17 protein-coding genes are annotated in these 19370 nt (G+C 70.2%); 9 read left to right on the top strand and 8 right to left on the bottom strand.

Annotation, left to right across the window (positions count from 1 at the left end; all coding sequences use genetic code 11):
- Positions 1 to 3 precede the first annotated feature (3 nt).
- Together BJ998_RS12100 and BJ998_RS12095 are read right to left on the bottom strand one after the other, a co-directional pair.
- A complete protein-coding gene (locus BJ998_RS12100) occupies positions 4 to 1179 on the bottom strand; it encodes a radical SAM protein (protein WP_184861219.1) in 1176 nt (391 codons plus the stop codon).
- 11 nt (positions 1180 to 1190) lie between these two features.
- The gene (locus tag BJ998_RS12095; RefSeq protein ID WP_184861217.1) at positions 1191 to 2432 is read right to left on the bottom strand and encodes an MFS transporter; all 1242 of its coding nucleotides are present in this window, start codon (positions 2430 to 2432) and stop codon (positions 1191 to 1193) included.
- A 478-nt stretch (positions 2433 to 2910) separates the two neighbouring features.
- On the opposite strand from BJ998_RS12095, the gene BJ998_RS12090 reads away from it, so the two are divergent.
- The 3 genes from BJ998_RS12090 to BJ998_RS12080 all read left to right on the top strand — a co-directional run bounded on the left by BJ998_RS12090 (position 2911) and on the right by BJ998_RS12080 (position 6301).
- The gene (locus BJ998_RS12090) at positions 2911 to 3360 is read left to right on the top strand and encodes a MarR family winged helix-turn-helix transcriptional regulator (protein ID WP_312890065.1); all 450 of its coding nucleotides are present in this window, start codon (positions 2911 to 2913) and stop codon (positions 3358 to 3360) included.
- A complete protein-coding gene (locus tag BJ998_RS12085) occupies positions 3357 to 5033 on the top strand; it encodes an MFS transporter (RefSeq protein ID WP_184861215.1) in 1677 nt (558 codons plus the stop codon). The genes BJ998_RS12090 and BJ998_RS12085 overlap by 4 nt, the downstream gene beginning before the upstream one ends.
- Positions 5034 to 5218: 185 nt before the next feature.
- On the top strand, positions 5219 to 6301 hold the full coding sequence (locus BJ998_RS12080; RefSeq protein WP_246488570.1) for a glycoside hydrolase family 19 protein: 1083 nt from the start codon (positions 5219 to 5221) through the stop codon (positions 6299 to 6301).
- 73 nt (positions 6302 to 6374) lie between these two features.
- Here BJ998_RS12080 and BJ998_RS12075 read toward each other — a convergent pair whose 3' ends face one another.
- Positions 6375 to 6836, bottom strand: a complete 462-nt coding sequence (locus BJ998_RS12075; protein WP_184869227.1) for a DUF6542 domain-containing protein — start codon at positions 6834 to 6836, stop codon at positions 6375 to 6377.
- Positions 6837 to 6986: 150 nt separating this feature from the next.
- On the opposite strand from BJ998_RS12075, the gene BJ998_RS12070 reads away from it, so the two are divergent.
- Entirely contained in the window at positions 6987 to 8171 is a 1185-nt protein-coding gene (locus tag BJ998_RS12070; protein ID WP_312890064.1) for an LCP family protein, read from the top strand.
- On the opposite strand, the gene BJ998_RS12065 is transcribed toward BJ998_RS12070, so the two are convergent.
- The gene (locus BJ998_RS12065) at positions 8146 to 10077 is read right to left on the bottom strand and encodes an acetoacetate--CoA ligase (protein ID WP_184861212.1); all 1932 of its coding nucleotides are present in this window, start codon (positions 10075 to 10077) and stop codon (positions 8146 to 8148) included. The genes BJ998_RS12070 and BJ998_RS12065 overlap by 26 nt on opposite strands.
- A 36-nt stretch (positions 10078 to 10113) precedes the next feature.
- On the opposite strand from BJ998_RS12065, the gene BJ998_RS12060 reads away from it, so the two are divergent.
- The 4 genes from BJ998_RS12060 (at position 10114) to BJ998_RS12045 (ending at position 13829) form a co-directional block, all read left to right on the top strand.
- A complete protein-coding gene (locus BJ998_RS12060; RefSeq protein WP_184861210.1) occupies positions 10114 to 11052 on the top strand; it encodes a pirin family protein in 939 nt (312 codons plus the stop codon).
- Between the two features lie 112 nt (positions 11053 to 11164).
- On the top strand, positions 11165 to 11515 hold the full coding sequence (locus BJ998_RS12055) for a YciI family protein (protein WP_184861208.1): 351 nt from the start codon (positions 11165 to 11167) through the stop codon (positions 11513 to 11515).
- Positions 11512 to 12714 carry an RNA polymerase sigma factor gene (locus BJ998_RS12050; RefSeq protein WP_184861206.1) on the top strand — a complete coding sequence of 401 codons (1203 nt, stop codon included), beginning with the start codon at positions 11512 to 11514 and terminating at the stop codon, positions 12712 to 12714. The genes BJ998_RS12055 and BJ998_RS12050 overlap by 4 nt, the downstream gene beginning before the upstream one ends.
- 137 nt (positions 12715 to 12851) lie before the next feature.
- Positions 12852 to 13829 (top strand): ATP-binding cassette domain-containing protein, encoded by a 978-nt coding sequence (locus BJ998_RS12045; RefSeq protein ID WP_221337977.1) that lies wholly within the window; start codon positions 12852 to 12854, stop codon positions 13827 to 13829.
- Positions 13830 to 13898: 69 nt separating this feature from the next.
- On the opposite strand, the gene BJ998_RS12040 is transcribed toward BJ998_RS12045, so the two are convergent.
- The gene (locus BJ998_RS12040) at positions 13899 to 15248 is read right to left on the bottom strand and encodes a hypothetical protein (RefSeq protein WP_184861202.1); all 1350 of its coding nucleotides are present in this window, start codon (positions 15246 to 15248) and stop codon (positions 13899 to 13901) included.
- A 114-nt stretch (positions 15249 to 15362) separates the two neighbouring features.
- Entirely contained in the window at positions 15363 to 16325 is a 963-nt protein-coding gene (locus BJ998_RS12035) for a helix-turn-helix transcriptional regulator (protein WP_184861200.1), read from the bottom strand.
- Positions 16326 to 16379: 54 nt separating this feature from the next.
- On the opposite strand from BJ998_RS12035, the gene BJ998_RS12030 reads away from it, so the two are divergent.
- Positions 16380 to 17273, top strand: coding sequence for a DNA-3-methyladenine glycosylase family protein (locus tag BJ998_RS12030; protein ID WP_184861198.1), 894 nt, complete (start codon positions 16380 to 16382; stop codon positions 17271 to 17273).
- Here BJ998_RS12030 and BJ998_RS12025 read toward each other — a convergent pair.
- Together BJ998_RS12025 and BJ998_RS12020 are read right to left on the bottom strand one after the other, a co-directional pair.
- Positions 17270 to 18016 (bottom strand): IclR family transcriptional regulator, encoded by a 747-nt coding sequence (locus BJ998_RS12025; RefSeq protein ID WP_184861197.1) that lies wholly within the window; start codon positions 18014 to 18016, stop codon positions 17270 to 17272. The genes BJ998_RS12030 and BJ998_RS12025 overlap by 4 nt on opposite strands.
- 98 nt (positions 18017 to 18114) lie before the next feature.
- Positions 18115 to 19344 carry a hypothetical protein gene (locus tag BJ998_RS12020; protein ID WP_184861195.1) on the bottom strand — a complete coding sequence of 410 codons (1230 nt, stop codon included), beginning with the start codon at positions 19342 to 19344 and terminating at the stop codon, positions 18115 to 18117.
- Positions 19345 to 19370 lie beyond the last annotated feature (26 nt).

The following is a 19370-nucleotide window of genomic DNA, read 5'->3' as shown; positions in this document are numbered from 1 at the left end:
GACTCACACTCCGTTCAGGTAGAGAAGAATGCACTTCGAACAGACCGGCATCATGCCGTTGGCCGACAGGATCGACCGCACCTCGCGGAACGCCGTGCTCTGCCACAGCTCGGTCATCTCGGTGTCGTAGAGGTTGCCGACCACGAACTCCGGGAAGAACTTGCACGAGCTGACGTTGCCGTCGGCGTGCACCTCCATCCGGTTGGACACGGCCAGGCACTTCGACCGCCGCTGCGCCGGCCGGGACGTGCCGAGGATGAAGTCCTCGACCTCGTCGGCCTCCAGCTGCGGCTGGTAGCGCACCCGAACCCGCCACGCCCGCGACGCCAGCCGGGCCATCGACTCGCGCAGCACCGGCAGCTGCTCGGCCGGCAGCTGATAGGTGTACGAATGCCAGGTCGGCTGCTTGGTGCCGGTGTCGGGCTTGAGCCAGGAGAACGACTTCTCGTACACCTCGTCCATCTGCGCCGCCACCTCGGGGCTGATGTACCAGGGGAACTGGAAGTAGACCGTGTTGACGCCGAGTTCCTCGGCCCACTCCATGAACTCGTACATCTTGCCCACGGTGACGTGCGAGACCATGCACGACAGTGACAGCTCGCCGTCGAAATCGCCGGAGCGCTTGAGGTCCAGCATCATCCGGATGTTGTCCATGGTGCGCTTGAACGTGCCCTTGCCACGCAGCGCCTCATGGTCCTCGCCGAGCCCGTCCAGGCTGACCAGCAGGTTCAGGTTCTCGCCGATGCGCAGCAGGTCGTCGAGCTTGCGCTTGAACAGCAACCCGTTGGTGCACATGTTGACCGTGCGGGGGTAGCGCTCCAGCAGCGCCGCGACCTCGCCGAACCTGGTGTGCATCAACGGCTCGCCGCCCCACAGGAACAGCTTGGAGCGGGTGGGCGCGGTGGTGCGCAGCACGCTCTCCACGATCTCGATGTCCAGCTCGGTCTTCTGCCGCTGCGGGCTGAAGTCGCGGAAGAAGCCCTGCTCGTTCCACTGGTAGCAGTGGCTGCAGCGCAGGTTGCAGCGATAGGTCAGCTGCAGGCTGACCTCCTGCGGCAGCGGCGCCGCGTACCCGGGGTCGGCCAGCAGGTTGCGCCGGGCGCGGGAGCGGATCGCGACGGTGTGCTTGATGTCGGCGAACTCTTTGGCGTTGATCCGTCGTGTGGTCAGCGGATGCACGGTTTCCCCAATCAGGCGGCGACCAGTTCGGGCTGGACGAGACTTCGGCTTGCTCGGCGGACGAACAGCACGCTGCAGCCGGCGATCAGGCCGCCGGCGGTGAGCACGAGCACCAGCCCGTGCGTGACGCCGAGCCAGCCGGTGGCGGCGCCGGCCGCGAGCCCACCGATGAGTGAGCCGGCCGGGGTGGCGGACGAGACCAACGTGCGGGCGGTGGCGTGCACAGTGCTCTCGTGCCCGGGCGGCGCCAGCGACTGCCGCACCCCCGTGGTGAGAACGGCCCATACGGGCAGCCACACGGATGAGAACACGCGGACCGCCACCAGCACGGCGACCGGCGCGACGAACAGGCACAGCGGCAGTGCCAGCCAGGAGGCGCCTTCGAGTCCGGACAGCAGCATCATCCGCCGCACGCCGAACCGCGCCGCCAGCCGCGCGGCCAGGAAAGCGCCGGTCAGCCCGCCCAGCGACCCGGCGGCCAGCAGCAGGCCACCGCCCACACTGGACAGTCCCAGCGCCCGGTACGCGAACAGCAGCAACACCGTGTCCACGACGCCGATGCCGAAGGCGCGGATGACCGAGCCCTGCACGATCTGCCGCAGCATCGGGATGTGTCGGACCTGGGTGAGGCCGTCTCGGATCCGCACCAGCACGGGGTCACGACGCTGCGGCAACGGCTTCGGTTCCAGCGTCCGCACCCGGGACTGGCCGAAGGCGGACAGCGCGAAGGGCAGCCCGTTCGCGGCGAGCGCGGCGAACGGGCCGACGACGCCGATGATCACGCCGGCCAGCGCCGGCCCGACCAGCTTGGACAGGCTGTCGGAGCTCTGGACGCGGGCGTTCGCGGGGAACAGCGAGCGGGGCTCGACCAGCGTCGGCAGATAGGTCTGGCCGGCGACGTCGCCGAACACGGTGGCCACGCCGGCGATCGCGACGGCGACGATCAGGCCGGCGACGCTGATGTGGCCGAGCACCGCGAGCACGCCGACGGTGACGAAGGCCAGCAGCCGGGTGAGTTCGCCGACCACCAGCACGGGACGCTTGCGCACGTGGGCGAGCAGGCCGCCGGCGAGCATGCCGAAGGCGGGGTAGGCGAGCCAGCCGGTCGCGGACAGCACACCCACCTCGGCGCTGGAGGCGTGCAGCACCAGGATGGCGATGCTGGGCGCGGTGAACCCGGTGAGACGGTCCCCCACGAAGCTGGCGGTCTGGCTGAACCAGTACCAGCGGAAGCCGGCTGGCGGCCCGCTCATGCGGTCCCCGATCGCATGCGTCCCCCAATCCGCGCGGCATCGGTGAATAGCCGCGACAACGTTGTCAGGATGCGCGCTCGCTCATCGAAAGTAAGCGACGGTCGCGATTGTTCAGTGCCGTGCTGCCCAATCGGGCAGGAATGCTTTCATCTTCGGTCCCCGCATTTTTTCCGGCCCGTGGCCAGTTCGGAAGCTAGCCCGGCCCCCGCACGGACTCAAGAGCGTTTCAGTGATGCACACGAACGGAGTAGTAATGCTACCGAGGGTGAGGGTTGCACTCTGTGCAACCGGTTCCGCCCGTTCGGGTGCGACGATTCGTTCCGGGGTCGAATTCGGGCAGATTCAGGAATTAGGGCTGTGATTCCGGACAGCTTTTCGGTCGCGTAAATCCCGAGAATTCTTGATTGCGCAGAGTGGTCGGTCGGTCACGTGAAGTGCAGCTTGTTATCGCAGGCTAATAAACCTAACGTTACTAGTCGTGGCTGAGGTGGAGGAGCTGTCCCCGGAGCTGGTCCGGGCCGGCGCAGACCTGCGGGTCGCCGTCGGCCGGATCGCGCGCCGGCTGCGGCAGGCCCACGAGGTGGGCGACGTGACCCTGTCCGAGGTGTCCGTGCTGGCCCGGTTGGACCGGGACGGCCCGAACACCCCCGGTGTGCTGGCCGAGCTGGAGCGGATCCGCCCGCAGGCCATGGGCGTCACACTGTCCGAACTGGAGGGTCGCGGTCTCGTCCGCCGCGACGCGGACGCCGTCGACGGCCGCAAGGTGCTGATGTCCGTCACGCCGGCGGGCCGGAAGATGTTGTCGGAGCGGCGATCCGCCAGCGCCGAGCGGCTGACCCGGGCGCTCGCCGAGGAGTTCTCCGCGGTGGAGCGGCGCAGGCTGCTCGCCGTGCTGCCGCTGCTCGACCGGCTGGCGGAGCGGTTGTGACGGCGGTCGAGCAGGCGCCCGCGGTCGGCGGGCGCTACAAGTGGATCGCGTTGTCCAACACCACTCTCGGTGTGTTCATCGCCACCGTCGACGGCTCGATCGTGATCATCTCGCTGCCGGCCATCTTCCGCGGCATCGGGCTGGATCCGTTGGCGCCGGGCAACATCAGCTACCTGCTGTGGATGATCCTCGGCTACCTGCTGGTGTCCGCCGTGCTCGTGGTGGCGCTGGGCCGGCTCGGCGACATGTTCGGCCGGGTCCGGATGTACAACGCCGGCTTCGCCATCTTCGCCGCCGCCTCCATCGCGCTGTCGCTCGATCCGTTCATGGGCGGCGCCGGCGCGCTGTGGCTGATCGGCTGGCGTGTCGTGCAGGCGTTCGGCGGCGCGATGCTGACCGGCAACTCGGCGGCGATCATCACCGACGCGTTTCCCGCCAACCAGCGCGGAACCGCCTTGGGCATCAACCAGATCACCGCGCTGGCCGGGCAGTTCATCGGCCTGCTGGCCGGCGGCTTCCTCGCCGTGATCGACTGGCACGCGGTGTTCTGGGTGAGCGTGCCGATCGGCGTGCTCGGCACCCTCTGGTCCTACCGCAGCCTGCGCGAGATCGGCTCGCCGCGGCCGGCCCGCATCGACTGGGTCGGCACGCTCACGTTCACCGCCGGCACCGGCGCGCTGCTGGCCGCGATCACGTACGGAATCCAGCCGTACGGCGGGCATCCGACCGGCTGGACCAGTCCGCTCGTCCTGAGTGGACTGGCGCTGGGCATCGCGCTGCTGGTGGCCTTCTGCGTGGCCGAGACCCGGATCCGGCAGCCGATGTTCCGCCTCGGCCTGTTCCGGATCCGCGCCTTCGCCGCCGGCAACATCGCCGCACTGCTCACCGCCGTGGCCCGCGGCGGCATGCAGTTCATGCTGATCATCTGGCTGCAGGGCATCTGGCTTCCCTTGCACGGCTACGACTTCGAGAACACGCCGCTGTGGGCCGGCATCTACATGCTGCCGCTCACGTTCGGTTTCCTTGTGGCGGGCCCGATCGCCGGCTTCCTGTCCGACCGGTTCGGCGCGCGGTTGTTCGCCACCGGCGGCCTTGTCCTTGTGGTGCTGGCGTTCCTCGGCCTGCTGGCGCTGCCGGTGAACTTCTCCTACCCGTTGTTCGCGCTGCTGCTGTTCGTCAGCGGTGTCGGGCAGGGCATGTTCTCCGCCCCGAACACGTCGGCGATCATGGGCTCGGTGCCGGCGGCCGATCGCGGCGTCGCCTCCGGTATGCGGTCCACCTTCCAGAACTCCGGCACCTCGTTGTCCATTGGGGTGTTCTTCTCGCTGATGATCGTCGGCCTCGCGACCTCGCTGCCGACCACGCTCAGCGCCGGCCTGCAGGCGCAGGGCGTGCCGGCGGCGACCGCGCAGTCCGTGGCGTCGCTGCCGCCGGTGAGCACGCTGTTCGCGGCGTTCCTCGGCGACAGCCCGATCGCGCACCTGCTCGAGCCCAGCGGCGTGCTGAAGACGTTGCCGCCGGACCACGTGACCGCCCTGACCGGCACGAAGTTCTTCCCGGAGCTGGTGTCCGGCCCGTTCCACCAGGGACTCGTCACCGTGTTCGGCGCGGCCGCGATCATGGCCGCCGTTGCCGCGCTGGCCTCCCTATTGCGCGGCCGAACCGCCCGCTGACCGGCCATTAAGACGAACCAGCCAGGCCGGATGGCCCAACTCGACGTTCACACTCTTGACTGGTATAGACCAATCCGATTGAGTGGTCTGGCCCACAGAGGACAGGCGTCGGTGCAGCCGCCACTCCCGCCGCGCCCTGGTTTTCCTCGGGCCAACGCACCCCTGCGCGTCGAGGAGTGATCGGCTTGTCGTTACGACGAATGCTGGCGGGACTGGCTGCCTTCGCCGTGGCCGCGACGGTCGCGGTCGTGGCCCCTGCCACCGCGAACGCGGCCACCTGCGCCGCCGCGTACAGCGCTTCACAGGTCTACACCGGCGGCATGTCCGCCTCGTACAACGGACACAACTGGCAGGCCAAGTGGTGGACCCAGGGTGAGGCGCCGAGCACCGGCGGCTCCGGCGTCTGGGCCGACCAGGGCGCCTGCACCGGCGGCTCGGGCGGCGGTGGCGGCGGAACCACCTGCAACTACCCCGACTGGGTCGCCGGCACCAACTACACGACCGGCGCGATCGTGCGCTACCCGGCTAACGGCCAGTACTACCAGGCCACGCACGACAACCCGGGCTACGACCCGACCATCAGCACCTGGTACTGGTCGCCGTTCTCCTGCACCGGCGGCGGCGGCGGCGGTGGTGGCGGCGGTGGTGGCACCGGCGGGTTCGTGGTGAGCGAAGCCCAGTTCAACCAGATGTTCCCGAGCCGCAACGCCTTCTACACCTACGCCGGCCTGACCGCCGCGATCGCCAAGTTCCCGGCGTTCGCCAACACCGGCAGCGACACGGTGAAGAAGCAGGAGGCCGCGGCCTTCCTGGCCAACGTCAGTCACGAGACCGGCCACCTGGTGTACGTCACCGAGATCGACAAGTCGGGCAACTACTGCGACACCAGCAAGTCCTACGGCTGCCCGGCCGGCACCTACGCCTACTACGGCCGCGGCCCGATCCAGCTCAGCTGGAACTTCAACTACTACTCCGCGGGCCAGTACCTCGGCCTGGACCTGCTGAACAACCCGTACCTGGTGGAGCAGCGGGCGGACGTGGCCTGGGAGACCGGCCTCTGGTACTGGTTCACCGGCACCGGCGCGACCAGCACCGCCTCGCACGACGCGATGGTCAACGGGATGGGCTTCGGCGCCACGATCCGGGCCATCAACGGCGGCCTGGAGTGTGACGGCCACAACACCGCCGAGATGCAGGACCGGGTCAACCTGTACCAGCAGTACGCCTCGCTGCTGGGCGTCTCGCCCGGCGGCAACCTCACCTGCTGACGCACGCCGGAAGCTGTGAACGGGGCTTTCCTACACTCCGAATGTGGGAAAGCCCCGTTCACGGCTTCGAGAGTCAGGCGGCGGCCGGCTCGGCATCCGGCTCTGAGGACTCGGGTTCCGGGGCGGCCGGGCGGCGGCGGGTGAGGATCATCCGGATCAGGCCCAGCACGATGGTGGCAATCGTCACACCGGCCTGCACCATGAAGTTGTCCACGAGCGGCGTGCCGATGGTCAGGGCCTGGCTGACCAACCCGGAGCCGAGGCTGTGCCCGCTCAGCGCCAGCGCCACGGGCGGGGCGGCGAACAGCAGGATCAGCGGCGGCTGCACCATCGGGCCGAACAGGTTGCGCCGCCGCACCAGCAGCACGGACAGCACACAACCGCCCGCATAAGCGGCCTGGAACGGCACGCCGAGGCTATGGTTGAAGGTGAGGTCGGCGTAGGCGCCGGCCGCGGTGGTCACCAGCGGCAGCAGGATGGCGGCCCACCAGGGCAGCCCCCACGGGCGGCGCGCGGTCGTCGTCTCGTCGTCCATGCTCCCTCTCCCCGTCGTCCGGTTCAGGGTAGAGACGCCCCGGGTGTGGCCGGGGTTGCGTCCCGGCCGGGGTGTAGGCCAGGACACAGGCAACCGGAACGGGCGGTTCGGCGTCTGCCGGGTGGGGGAGTTCGAAGTCGGGGAGGAATCGTGCGCGCAGGAAGACCCGCCGTGATCACCGGGAGAGCCGTGGTCGCGCTGGCCTCGGTCGCGGTCATCGGCCTGTCCGGCTACGGCTGGAGCCTGCTCAACCAGGCGCAGACGCACCTCACCACCGACGACGTCATCCAGCACCACACGCCGCCGGCGGCGGTGGACACCATCCAGCACCGGGACGGCCAGGACACCAACTTCCTGCTGGTCGGCATCGACAGCCGCACCGACGTGCACGGCAACCCGTTGCCGCCGGACGTGCTGGCCTCGCTGCACGCCGGCCCGGACGACGGCTACCTGAACACCGACACGCTGATCGTGGTGCACGTGCCGGGTGACGGCGGCAAGGCCTCGGCCATCTCCATCCCGCGCGACTCGTACGTGGACATCGCCGGCGGCTACGGCAAGCACAAGATCAATTCGGCGTACTCGATCGGCATGAACAACCACAACGGCTCGCAGACCGAGGGCCGCAAGACGCTGATCCAGACGGTGGAGAACTTCACCGGCGTCACCATCGACCACTACGCCGAGATCAACCTGTACGGCTTCGACCTGATCAGCCAGGCGCTGGGCGGCGTGCCGGTGTGCCTGAACCACGCCGTCAACGACAGCCAGTACTCCGGCGCGGTGTTCCCGGCCGGCCAGCAGACCCTGTCCGGCGTGCAGGCGCTGCAGTTCGTGCGCCAGCGGCACGGCCTGGACAACGGCGACATCGACCGCGAGCGCCGGCAGCAGTCGTTCCTGGCCTCGGCGGTGCACCAGCTGCTGTCGGTGGGCACGCTGACCAGCCCCAGCAAGCTCAACGCGATCATCGACGCCGTGCAGAACTCCATCGTGCTGGACCAGGGCTGGGACCTGTTGCAGTTCGCCCAGCAGGTGCAGGGCATCTCCGGCGGCAACATCACGTTCGACACCATCCCGATCGTGAACATCACCTACTGGACGCCGGCCGACGGCGACGCCGTGCAGGTGGATCCCGTGCAGGTCAAGGAGTTCGTGGCGGCGAAGTTCGGCGACGGGCCGGCCACGCCGTCCTCGGCCACCACGACGCCGCCGTCCTCGCCGACCGGCAAGGCGGCCGGCGACGGCAGCCGCAAGTCGCCGATCGTGTCGGGAACCACCACGACCAGCACGACCCAGCAGCCGATCACCGCTACCGGCGTGACCTGCGTGAACTGAGCTCCGCGAAGACGTCGAGCAGGCCGGCGTCGTCGACCGACTGCGGATCCACGACATCGGCGGCTTCGTGGCCCTGGAGGAGCCGCTTCACCGGCACCTCCAGCTTCTTGCCGGTTCGGGTGTGCGGAATCCCCGGCACGGCGATGATGTCGTCCGGCACGTGCCGTGGCGAGGCGTCCCTGCGGATGGCGTCGCGGATCCGGTCCTGCAGCTCGTCGGTGAGCTCGGTTCCGTCCGCAAGCACGACGAACAGCGGCATCCAGTAGCCGCCGTCCGGTTGCTCGGCGCCGATCACCAGCGACTCCACGACCTCCGGCAGCTTCTCCACGACGGCGTAGATGTCCGCGCTGCCCATCCGGATCCCGTTGCGGTTCAAGGTGGAGTCGGATCGGCCGTGCACGATCACCGTGCCGCGACCGGTGATCGTGATCCAGTCGCCGTGGCGCCACACCCCCGGGTAGACGGAGAAGTAGGCATCGCGGTACCTGAGATCGTCGGGATCGTCCCAGAAGGACAGTGGCATCGACGGCATCGGTTTGGTGACAACGAGTTCCCCGACCTCGTCGATCACGCTGCGGCCGTCGGCGTCCCACGCCTCCAGGGCGACGCCCAGGCACGGCGCGGACATCTCGCCGACCCAGATCGGCGCCGTCGGCACCGCGCCGGCGAAGGCGCTGACCACGTCGGTGCCGCCGCTGGTGGACGCCAGCGCGATGTGCTCACCCAATTCCGTTGCCACCCAACGGTAAGCGGCCGGCGGCACCACGGACCCGGTGGCGCCCAACGTCCGCAGCGTGGGTAGTGACGGATGCACGCCCGCCTTCTCCGACGCCTGTAGGTACGCCGGGCTGGTGCCGAGCACCGTGACGTCCAGCCGTGCGGCCAGATCCCACAGCGCGCCGGGCGCCGGGTAGCCGGGATTGCCGTCGTGGCAGACGATCGTCGCGCCGACCAGCAGGCCCGCCACCTGGAAGTTCCACATCATCCAGCTCGGCGACGTGTACCAGAAGAAGGTGTCGGCCGGCTTCAGGTCCAGGTGCAGCGACAGCTGCTTGACGTGTTCGATCACCACGCCGCCGTGGCCGTGCACGATGCCCTTGGGCTTGCCGGTGGTGCCGGAGGAGAACAGCACCCACAGCGGGTGGTCGAACGGCACCAGCACGGTGGTCAGCTCATGGTCGCCGTCCGCCGACCACGGGATCGTCCCCGGCAGCCCGTCGAGCCCGAGCCGGGGCACCACGATCGTCGCTTCCAGTGACGGGATCTCTTGGCGTAGCAAGGAGATCGCCTCGCGGCGGTCCTGTTCCCGGCCGTTGTACCGGTAGCCGTCGGCGGTGATCAGCACCTTCGGCGCCAACTGGCCGAGCCGGGCCACCGCCGCCGGCGCGGAGTAGTCCTGCCCGCACGAGGACCAGATCGCGCCGAGGCCGGCCGTGGCCAGGAACGCCACCACCGCCTCGGCGATGTTGGGCAGGTAGCCGACCACGCGGTCACCCCTGCCGACGCCAAGCCGGCGCAACGTGTTCGCGACGGCCGCGACCTGGCGGCGCAGCTCCGTCCAGCTGATCCGCCGACCGTCGGTGCCCGGCTCCGGCTCGTCGATCACCGCGATGCCGTCCCGGACGTGCCGGAACACCTGGTCGACGTAGTTCAGGGTGGCCCCGGTGAACCACTGTGCGCCGGGCATCTCCGCCGACGCCAGCACCTCGTCGTGCGGCGTGGCCAGGATGTCGAAGTACTCCCACAGGGAGCCCCAGAACTGCGCCGGCTCCGCCACCGACCAGGCGTGCAACGCCGCGTAGTCGGGGAGGTCCGGCCCATCGTGCGCGGTCAGCCACTGCCGGTAGCGTTCGACGTTGCAACCGTCGACGACAGGCTGGCTCGGGATCCAGACGGGCCCTGTCATAGTGGGGGTCAGCGTACTTCCGACAGGGGCCCGGCGATGAGCAACCAATGCACGAATCCCTCCCTCGACGCCGAGGGCGTCGCCGTCGACGACGTCCGGTTGCTGGAGGCACGGGCCGTGCCGCTCGGCGGCGTGCGGGCGATCAAGGTGGACCGGCTGCTGCCGCACCGGACGCTGCCCACCGTCGGCGCCTGGTGCTTCCTCGACCGGTTCGGGCCGCAGTACGACGACATGACCGTCCTGCCCCATCCGCACACCGGCCTGCAGACCGTCACCTGGCCGTTCGCCGGCGAGGTCCGGCACCGCGACAGCCTCGGCAGCGACGTCGTGATCAAGCCCGGGCAGCTCAACCTGATGACCGCCGGCCGCGGCATCTCGCACTCCGAGTTCTCCCTCGGCGACCGGCCGCTGCTCGACGGCCTCCAGCTCTGGCTGGCGCTGCCCGCCTCGGCCGACAGCGTCGCCCCGGCCTTCGAACAGCACGCCGACCTGCCGGTCTTCGCCGACCACGGGCTGCGGGCGCGGGTGTTCATCGGCTCCATCGGCGACGTGACGTCCCCCGCCACCACCTACAGCCCCCTGGTCGGGGCCGACTTCTCCCTCGCTCCCGGCGACGCCGCCACCGTGCCGCTGCGGCCCGACTTCGAGCATGCGCTGGTGGTCGTCGAGGGGTCGCTGTCGGCCCTCGGGCACGAGCTGCCGTCCGGGCCGATGCTCTACCTCGGCACCAACCGCGACCATGTCACCGTGACGAGTGATCGCGGCGCCCGGGCCATCCTGCTCGGCGGCACGCCGTACGAGGACGACCTGGTGATGTGGTGGAACTTCGTGGGTCGCAGCCACGACGACATCGCCGCGGCCAGGGCGGAGTGGGAGGACGGGGACCGGTTCGGCGTGGTCCACGGCCACGACGGCGCCCGCATCCCGGCCCCGCCGTTGCCGGGGGTGCGGCTGACGCCGCGACACCGGCGCTGACCAGGAGCCCCTCGGAAGAAATTTCCGGCCGGTGTCCATCTGCGGGCCCGGCTGTTCGTCCCTAGGGTGTCGGTCGGCGGAAAGAGCCGGCCCGCACCACTCGGGAGCAGCCATGACCACCTATCTCGCCCTGATCTACAACAAGGACATGGACTGGCACCAGTCCGCGCCCGTCGAGATGAACGAGGAGTACAGCGAGTTCGGCCGGGCGGCGGCCGCGGTGATCCGCGGCGGCAACGCGCTGTACCCGACGTCGACCGCCACCACTGTGCGGGTGACCGGCGGCAAGGGCGGCGACGTGCTGACCACGGACGGCCCGTACGCGGAGACGAAGGAGGCGCTGACCGGCTACTACCTGCTGGAATGCGCTGACCTGGAGGAAGCGGTGAAGACCGCGGCGCAGATCCCGGCGGCGTGGAACGGCGGCGCCATCGAGATCCGCCCGGTGGTCCAGTTCGCATGACGGACGCCGGTGACGCGGTCGCGCGGCTGGTGCGTGAGGAACGTGCCCGCGTGCTGGCCACGCTGATCCGCGTCACCGGCAGCGTCGACCTGGCCGAGGACGCCACCCAGGACGCGGTGGTGCGGGCGCTGGAGACGTGGCCGCGTGACGGCGTGCCCGACAACCCGCGGGCGTGGCTGCTGGTCGCGGCCAAGCGGCAGGCCATCGACCACATCCGCCGCGAGGGCCGGCGGGCCGGCAAGGAGGCCGCGGCGATGGACCTGGTGGATCCCGCCGACGAGCCGCCGGAGGTGGTCCGGGACGACCTGCTGCGGCTGGTGTTCACCTGCTGCCACCCGTTCCTGTCGCTGGACGCGCAGGTGGCGCTGGCGCTGCGCACCCTGGCCGGGCTGTCCACGGCCGAGGTGGCGCGCGGGCTGATGGTGCCCGAGGCGACCATGGCCAAGCGGCTGACCCGGGCCAAGCAGAAGATCGCCAAGGCGGGCATCCCGTACCGGGTGCCGGCGGCCGAGGAGCTACCGGACCGGCTCGCCGGCGTGGCCACGACGGTGTACCTGATCTTCAACGAGGGGTACGCCGACATCAGCCGGTCCGGGCTCGCGGCGGAGGCCGTGCGGCTGGGCCGGGTGCTGGCCGAGCTGATGCCCGACGAGCCGACGGTGCTGGGCCTGCTGGCGCTGATGCTGCTGCAGGAATCCCGCCGCGCGGCGCGGGTGATCGACGGCGCGCCGGTGCTGCTCGCCGACCAGGATCGGTCGCTGTGGGACGCTCGCGCGATCAAGGAGGGCGTCGAGCTGGTCGGCGTGGCCCTGCGGCGCAGCCCCGATCGCCCCGACCGTTACGCCGTGCAGGCCGCGATCGCCGCCTGTCACGCGCTGTCCCTGTCGTACGCGGAGACCAACTGGGACGCTGTCGTCTCCTGGTACGACGTGCTGCTGACCGTGCACGACACGCCCGTGGTCCGGCTCAACCGAGCTGTCGCCGTCGCCGAGCGCGACGGCGCCGCCGCCGGTCTGGCCCTGGTGGACGCGATTCCGGACCTGGAGGCGTACCCCTGGTGGCATGCCAGCCGGGCCGAGCTGCTGAACCGCCTGGGCGACAAGGACTCTGCCCGCGCCGCGTACGAGCGGGCTTTGGCCAGCGGGCTCAACGAGCCGACCGCCGAGCACCTCCGACGCCGGCTGGAGGATCTCGGATAATCCGTTGACGCCGGCGCGGACCCGCTGCCACCCTCGTCGCATCATGTTGAGCTGACACCGTTCTGCTCCAGGCCCGTGTCCGAGGCGCTGATCGCCCGGCGGGCATGTCCGCATGCTTTCCTCGCGGTAGGTGTCACATGTCAACACTGTCCTTTCGACCCGGCGAGCGCGTCGGCGTCGTCGGCGAGAACCGATCCGCGGTGCTCCGGCAGCTCGCCGGCGATCCGGAGTTGCTGGTGCTCGACGAACCCACGAACCTCGACGTGGAACGGTTGCTCGCCCATCGCGGCCCGCTGGTGATGGCGACGCACGACCGTCTGCTCCTGGATCGCGTTGCCACCACCGTGATCGAGGCCGATGGGCGCATGATCACCCGCTACGGCAACGGCTATGCCGGCTACCTGGCGGAGAAGTGGTCGGCCCGCAAGCGATGGGAGCGGGAGTACCTCGCCTGGGTCACGGCCATCGAGCGCGGCGCGGATGACCTGTGGGCCGATCCCGTGCCACGGCCGCCCGACCCGCTCCGGTTCGACGCCGGCGCCGCGTGCGGGACTGTGCTTGCCGCCAACGGCATTGCCGTGCGGGGCGAACTCGACATCGGCGAGCTGGCCGTCGCCGCCGGATCCCGGCTCCTTGTCTCCGGCCCCGGCGGGTCCACGCTGCTCTCGGTGCTCGCCGGGCAGCGCCGTCCCGACACCGGCTCCATCGTTCGTAGTGGACGGATTGGGTACCTACCACGGGAAAGCGTTGCCCGGACGCCGCAGCGAAGCCTGTTGGCGACGTTTGCCCGCGGCCGCCCCGGCACCTTCGACGAACACGCCGAACGGCTGCTGGCGCTGGGTCTGTTCGCTGAGGAAGACCTGCAGAGGCCCGTCGGCGCGCTGTCCGCCGGCCAACTCCGGCGACTGGACCTGGCCCGACTACTGGTGTCCGAAGTGGACGTTCTACTGCTGGACGAGCCGACTGACCAGCTGCCGCCGACGCTGGCGGAGGAGCTGGAGGTTGCGCTGGAGAACTACGCCGGTGCGGTGGTCGTCGTCTCCGGCGACCGCATGTTCCGCGCCCGCTGGACCGGCCCCGAGCTCACCCTCCGCCCCACCGCCCGCGTCAGCTGACGCCCCCTTTCACCACATGCGCTTCCCACTTGTCACTCAAACGCAAGTGGGAAGCGCATGTGGCAGCAATCAGCGGGTCTTCAGCAGCGCGGCGCTGCCGGCCGGCACGGTGATGGTGGCCGTGTGGCCGTGCACCCGCACCAGCTTCGGCGCCGGGTGGAACGAGCCCTTCGCGTCCACGCCCGAGCCGGCGATGGTGATCGCCGTCGAGTCCAGCGACGGCGCGGTCAGCACATACTCGGTACCCAGCACCGCCGCCGAGCGCAGGTTCACGGTGAGGGTCTGCGCCGAGGTGCCCTTGTTGTTGACGATGACGTTGTTGCCGATGCCCCACGCCGTCACGTCGCTTGCCCCGGTGACGGTCGCGGCGTGCAGCGCGCCGGTGCCGGCCAGCGTCCACAGCAGCTCGCCGTAGAACACGCCCTGCACGCCGACCGGCTTCAAGCCGTCGTACTTGATCGGCGAGTAGTTCAGCGGCCACTGCGTCGAGGTGCCGCCGTGGAAGTTCACACCGTCACCGTTGTGCGCGGCGATGCCGTACATGAAGTCCAGCGACCACAGCGACGCCGCCTGCACGTTGCTCACGCCGGCGGTGCCGCCGTGGTAGTAGGAGTTGGCCTCGCTCATCCGCCACTGCGGGATGTCGTCGGCCGCCTTGGTGGTCTGCAGCGCCGTCTCGTCCTTCTCCTCGTAGCCCTTGCCGTTGGAGGCGAGCATGCCGGGGATGGTGCCGGTGGTCTGGTCGCCGATGTAGCTGTGCATGGACAGGATGCGCAGGCCGTTCGACTTCTCCTTGGCGGTGAACGGCGCCAGCCACGCGTTCTGGCCGTTGGTCACGCCCGGCCCCTCGAAGACGGCGTTCGGCACCTTCGCCTTGATCGCCGCCACGTACGACTCGTACGACGCCTCGTAGGCGGCCTCGGTGCGGTAGAAGTTCGGCTCGTTGCCGATCTCGAACGCCTCCAGGCTGCGGCCCAGCGTCCTGGCCGCGAACGCCGCCTCGTCGGCCGCGCTCTCCGCCGTGTTGGTCTTCAGGTTGAGGCCGTAGATCACCTTCCACCCGGTGGCCCGGGCGAACCCGGCCAGCTTGACCACGTCGGCCGGCGCCACCTCGGTGGGCGAGCCGCCCGCCCCGGCGGGGTTCCAGGGCGTCATGTCGACCAGGTTGCCGCCGATGCGCAGCGAGCTCGGCCCGAGCAGCCGGAACAGCCGCACCAGGTCGGTGTCCGCCGCGTCGAACATGCCCGCGCCGACGCGGTCCTTCTCGTAGCTGAAGCCGGCGAACTCCTGGCCGACATGGCCGCTCGCGGCCTGGGCGACCGTCACCGCCGGCCCGTCCGTCGCCGCCTGTGCCGCCGGCGCGGCGAGGCAGGTCACGGCCAGTGCCACCGAGCCCAGCAGCGCTGGGAACCGGATCATGGGTACACCTCCGGAAGCGTCACTCTGGCGGAGGCAGGCGCCATCCTCGCAACCTGAACCGATTCGGTCAACGCCTCCGTCGGCCCTGGCCCGGGACTTTGTCCGAATGTCGCCCTAAGTGCCGGCCGCGCGGGCGACCCGGGCGCTCAGCGTGCGCAGGTAGGCCGCCAGCTCGGGCGGCTGCTCGACGGTGAAGTCGCAGTCCAGCGTGATCACCCGGAACGCGATCCAGCGCACCGAGTCGGACCGGGCACGAAGTCGGCACCTGCTCTCGTCCAGTGCGACGAGGTCCGCCTTGGCACCGCCCATCCGCCGACGCACCTCGTCGATCGGAGCGTGCAACGTGATCACCGCGTCGTAGGTGGGGGAGCGGCCGAACAACGTGCTCGACACGTAGGCTGCCGCGTCCTCGGCCGGCAGTTCGTGTGGCGTCGCGCGGGCACCGGTCTGCCGCGGCTCGCTCATCCGGTCGACCCGGAAGATCCGCCAGTCCGCCCGGTCGAGGTCCCACGCCACCAGGTACCACTTTCGTTGCGTGGCCACGAGCCGGTGCGGCTCCACGTGCCGGCCGGACTCCTGCGAGCCGTCCGCCTTCGCGTAGCGGAACCGCAGCCGCTCGCCGCTGGCTACGGCCGACGAGATCGCCGCCAGGTCGTCCGGGTCGACCGTCGGCCCGTCGCCGCTCAGCAACGCCTCCGTGGCCAGGCTCAACGCGCCGACCCGGTGCCGCAGCCGGGATGGCAGTACCTGGGACAGCTTGGCCAGCGCCCGCACCGACGCCTCCTCGATGCCGTCCACCGCGTGCCCGGCCGCCGCCCGCAGGCCGACGGCGATCGCCACCGCCTCCTCGTCGTCCAGCAGCAGCGGCGGCATCGCCTGGCCCGCCGCCAACCGGTAGCCGCCCTCCGCGCCCATCGACGCCTGTACCGGATAGTCCAGTTCGCGCAGCCGCTCGATGTCGCGCCGGATCGTCCGGGGACTGACACCCAGCCGCTCCGCCAGCTCGCTGCCCGGCCACTCCCGGGGCGTCTGGAGCAGTGACAGCAGCCTGAGCAGTCTCGCGGGCATGTCCGGCATGCCGCCGACTATATGGGACAGGATCTGACCTATATGGCTCGTAGCGTCCTGTCCATGACCACCGGAACCCTCACCGCCAGCCAGCCCTTCGACCTGCGGACCTCGATCCGCTTCCTGCGCAACTTCGGCGCCTGCCGCGGTGACCAGGTGATGACCGACGAGACCATCACCAAGGCCATCGCCGTCGACGGGCAGGCGTTCGTCTTCCACGTCTCGCCCAGCGCGGACGGCGTCGCCTACGAGCTGTTCTCCGACCGCCCGATCGACGACGCCCGTCGCCGCAAGGTGCTCGACAAGATCGACGGCTACCTCAGCCTGTCCGACGACCTCACCGAGTTCTACGCGCAGGCCGCCGGCGACCACCCCGACTACGCCCGGCTCGTGCACGCGCTGCGCGGGCTGCACCAGGTCCGGTTCCTCACCATCGCCGAGATCGGCGTCTGGGCCGTGCTCACCCAGCGGTCGCCGCGCACCGTCTCCGTCGCCCGCAAGCGCCGGATCACCGAGGAGTTCGGTCGCGCCATCCGCCACGACGGTCTCGAGTTCCGGGCCTTCCCCGAGCTCACCGACCTGCGGGCGCTCGGCGTCGCCGACTGGAACGCCATCGTTCACAACGAGCGGAAGGCCGGCTACCTCGTCAACCTCGTCGCCGGGCTGCTCGACATCGGCGAGGACTACCTCCGCACCGCCGGCTACGCGCAGGCGACCCGCGCGCTGCGGGCGATCAAGGGCGTCGGCGAGTTCTCCGCCGCCGCCATCCTGCTGCGCGGCCTCGGCCGCATGGACCACGTGCCGCTGGAGCTGCCGTCCTTCGCCGACGCCACCGCCCAGGTCTACGGCCCCGGCTACGACAACGGGAAACTCCGGGCCCGCTACGGCACCAACCTCGGCTACTGGGCCTACTACCTGCACACCGCGCTGGGTGCACTGCGCCGCGAAGCGCTTTAGAGCAGCCGGGTCTGCCGGGAGATGCCGCTGGCCGCGGTCCGCAGGGCGAAGGCGAGCCGGTCGACGTCCACCGACGAGTGCGCGACGATCGACAGCGCGGCCACCACCTCGCCGGATTCGCTGGTCACGGGCGAGGCGACCGAGCAGGCGCCCAGCGTCATCTCCTCACGGGAGAAGGCCACCTGCTCGTCCCGCACCGTCTCCAACGTCCGGGTCAGCCGCCCGGGCTCGACGATGGTGTACCGGGTGAACCGGCGGAATCCCTTCTCCGCCAACGAGGCCAGCAGCTCCGGCCCGGCGGCGGCGAGCAGCACCTTGCCGACACCGGTGGCGTGTAACGGTAATCGGCCGCCGATGCGGGTCTTCGCCGGCGCCGATCGACTGCCGTTGATGTTCTCCACGCACAGCGCGGTCCGCCCGTCGAGCACGGCGAGCTGGATGGTCTCCCGGGTGGCGTCGTGCAGGTCCTGCATGTACGGCAACGCGAGCTCGCGGAGGTTGCGGTGGCTCGGCGCGAGCGTGCCGAGCTTCCACAGCCGCAACCCCACCCGGTATCGCCCGTCGGGCAACCGTTCCAGCCATCCGCCGGTGGTCAGCTCGGCCAGGAACCGGTGCGCGGTGGGCAGCGGCAGCTCGGTGCGGGCGGCGATCTCGGTGAGCGACAGGGTGGGCGTGGCGGCGTCGAAGGTGGCCAGGACGCTGAGCAGCCTGCGCACGACGCTGCGCCGGGGCTCGTCCGCCATTGTCGACACACCTCTCACGGGGTGGAAGGCCGCTGTCGACCGTACTCGGCGCTCGCTCCCAGCGTCGAGGCGATCCCCCGTGGGCTACCGGAACCCGGCTACTGGAGGCGGTACAGCGCCGCGCCGCCGGTCGGCAGCATCACCGTGACCGACGAGGGATCGCTCACCGGCCGGTAGGTCTGCGTGCCCGGGTCGAACAGCGTCACCGACGACACCGCGGACCCGAACCAGATCGAGGTGGTGCTGGGCCCGGTGAAGGACCGGTTGGTCACCAGCAGCCAGCGCCCCGGGCCGCCCGAGGTGAACTGCCCGAGGATCACCGGATCACCGGACACCGCCGAGACGTAGGCGTCCGGGCTGAAGGTGGTCACCCGCGGCGGGTCGTCCGGGTCGTCGTAGTGCATGACCCGTTCCGACACCAGCGGCTTGAGCTCCCGGCCGACCTGGCGCAGCCAGGTCGTGTTGATCGTCTTCGCGCCCTGGTAGCGGGTGGTCTGCCGGCCGGACAGGTCCATCAGCGCCGGCGAGAAGTCCTCGCGCCGGGCCGGATCCGGCTGCCAGTAGGTGAAGTACTGGATTCCCTTGCAGCCGTAGGCCAGGCTGACGTTGATCAGCCAGAGCATCTCGGCGTTGCTCGGCGCCCGGTACCAGTTGGTGCCGACCGCCTGGATGTAGGTCCACGTCGGCAGGTTGTGCCGCAGGCCGGCCTCGCGGATGTCGACCCAGTTGGTGAAGTAGTTGGCGTCGAACGAGCCGGGCGCCGAGGTCAGCGGGTAGCGGTCGAACGAGAGCAGGGCCGGCTGCACGACCTGGCAGTACCGCTCGATGTAGTTCGGGTAGTCGCCCGGCGCTCGGCCGAGGTCGGGCAGCAGGTTGGCGTAGGGGAGCCGGCCCGGCGCGTTCTGCCGCACCAGCTGGAACGCCTTGCCGACGGTGTCGAACTTGTTGTAGTCCGGCTCGTCGAAGAGGTTGTAGCCGGCCAGCGAGGCGTGCCCGCCGTAGGCGGCCTCCACCCGCCGGACCAGTTCGGCGCCGTCGGCCATGGTGATCGTCATCGGGACGGACCGGTCGTCGTTGATGTCGAAGAAGCGGGTGAGGTTGAGCAGTTGGGTGTCCTCGAACACCAGCACCTTCAGCCCGACCGCGTCGGCCAGCTTGAGCGCCCAGCCGATGATGTTGCCGTCGCCCAGGTAGTTGCCCGTGATCACGAAGGTGAAGCCGGCGGCGGCGATCTCCTGGTAGCGCTGGGCGGTGGTCTCCTCCGGCGGCGGGGGCCAGTAGATGCCGATCGGGAAGTCGGGCCCGGAGATCAGCGGCAGGTCCGTCATGCGGTGCTCCCCCCTCGCGCGCGGGT

This window comes from Kutzneria kofuensis, from assembly GCF_014203355.1.
GTDB classification, from domain to species: domain Bacteria; phylum Actinomycetota; class Actinomycetes; order Mycobacteriales; family Pseudonocardiaceae; genus Kutzneria; species Kutzneria kofuensis.
This window is presented reverse-complemented; position numbering and strand designations above follow the sequence as displayed.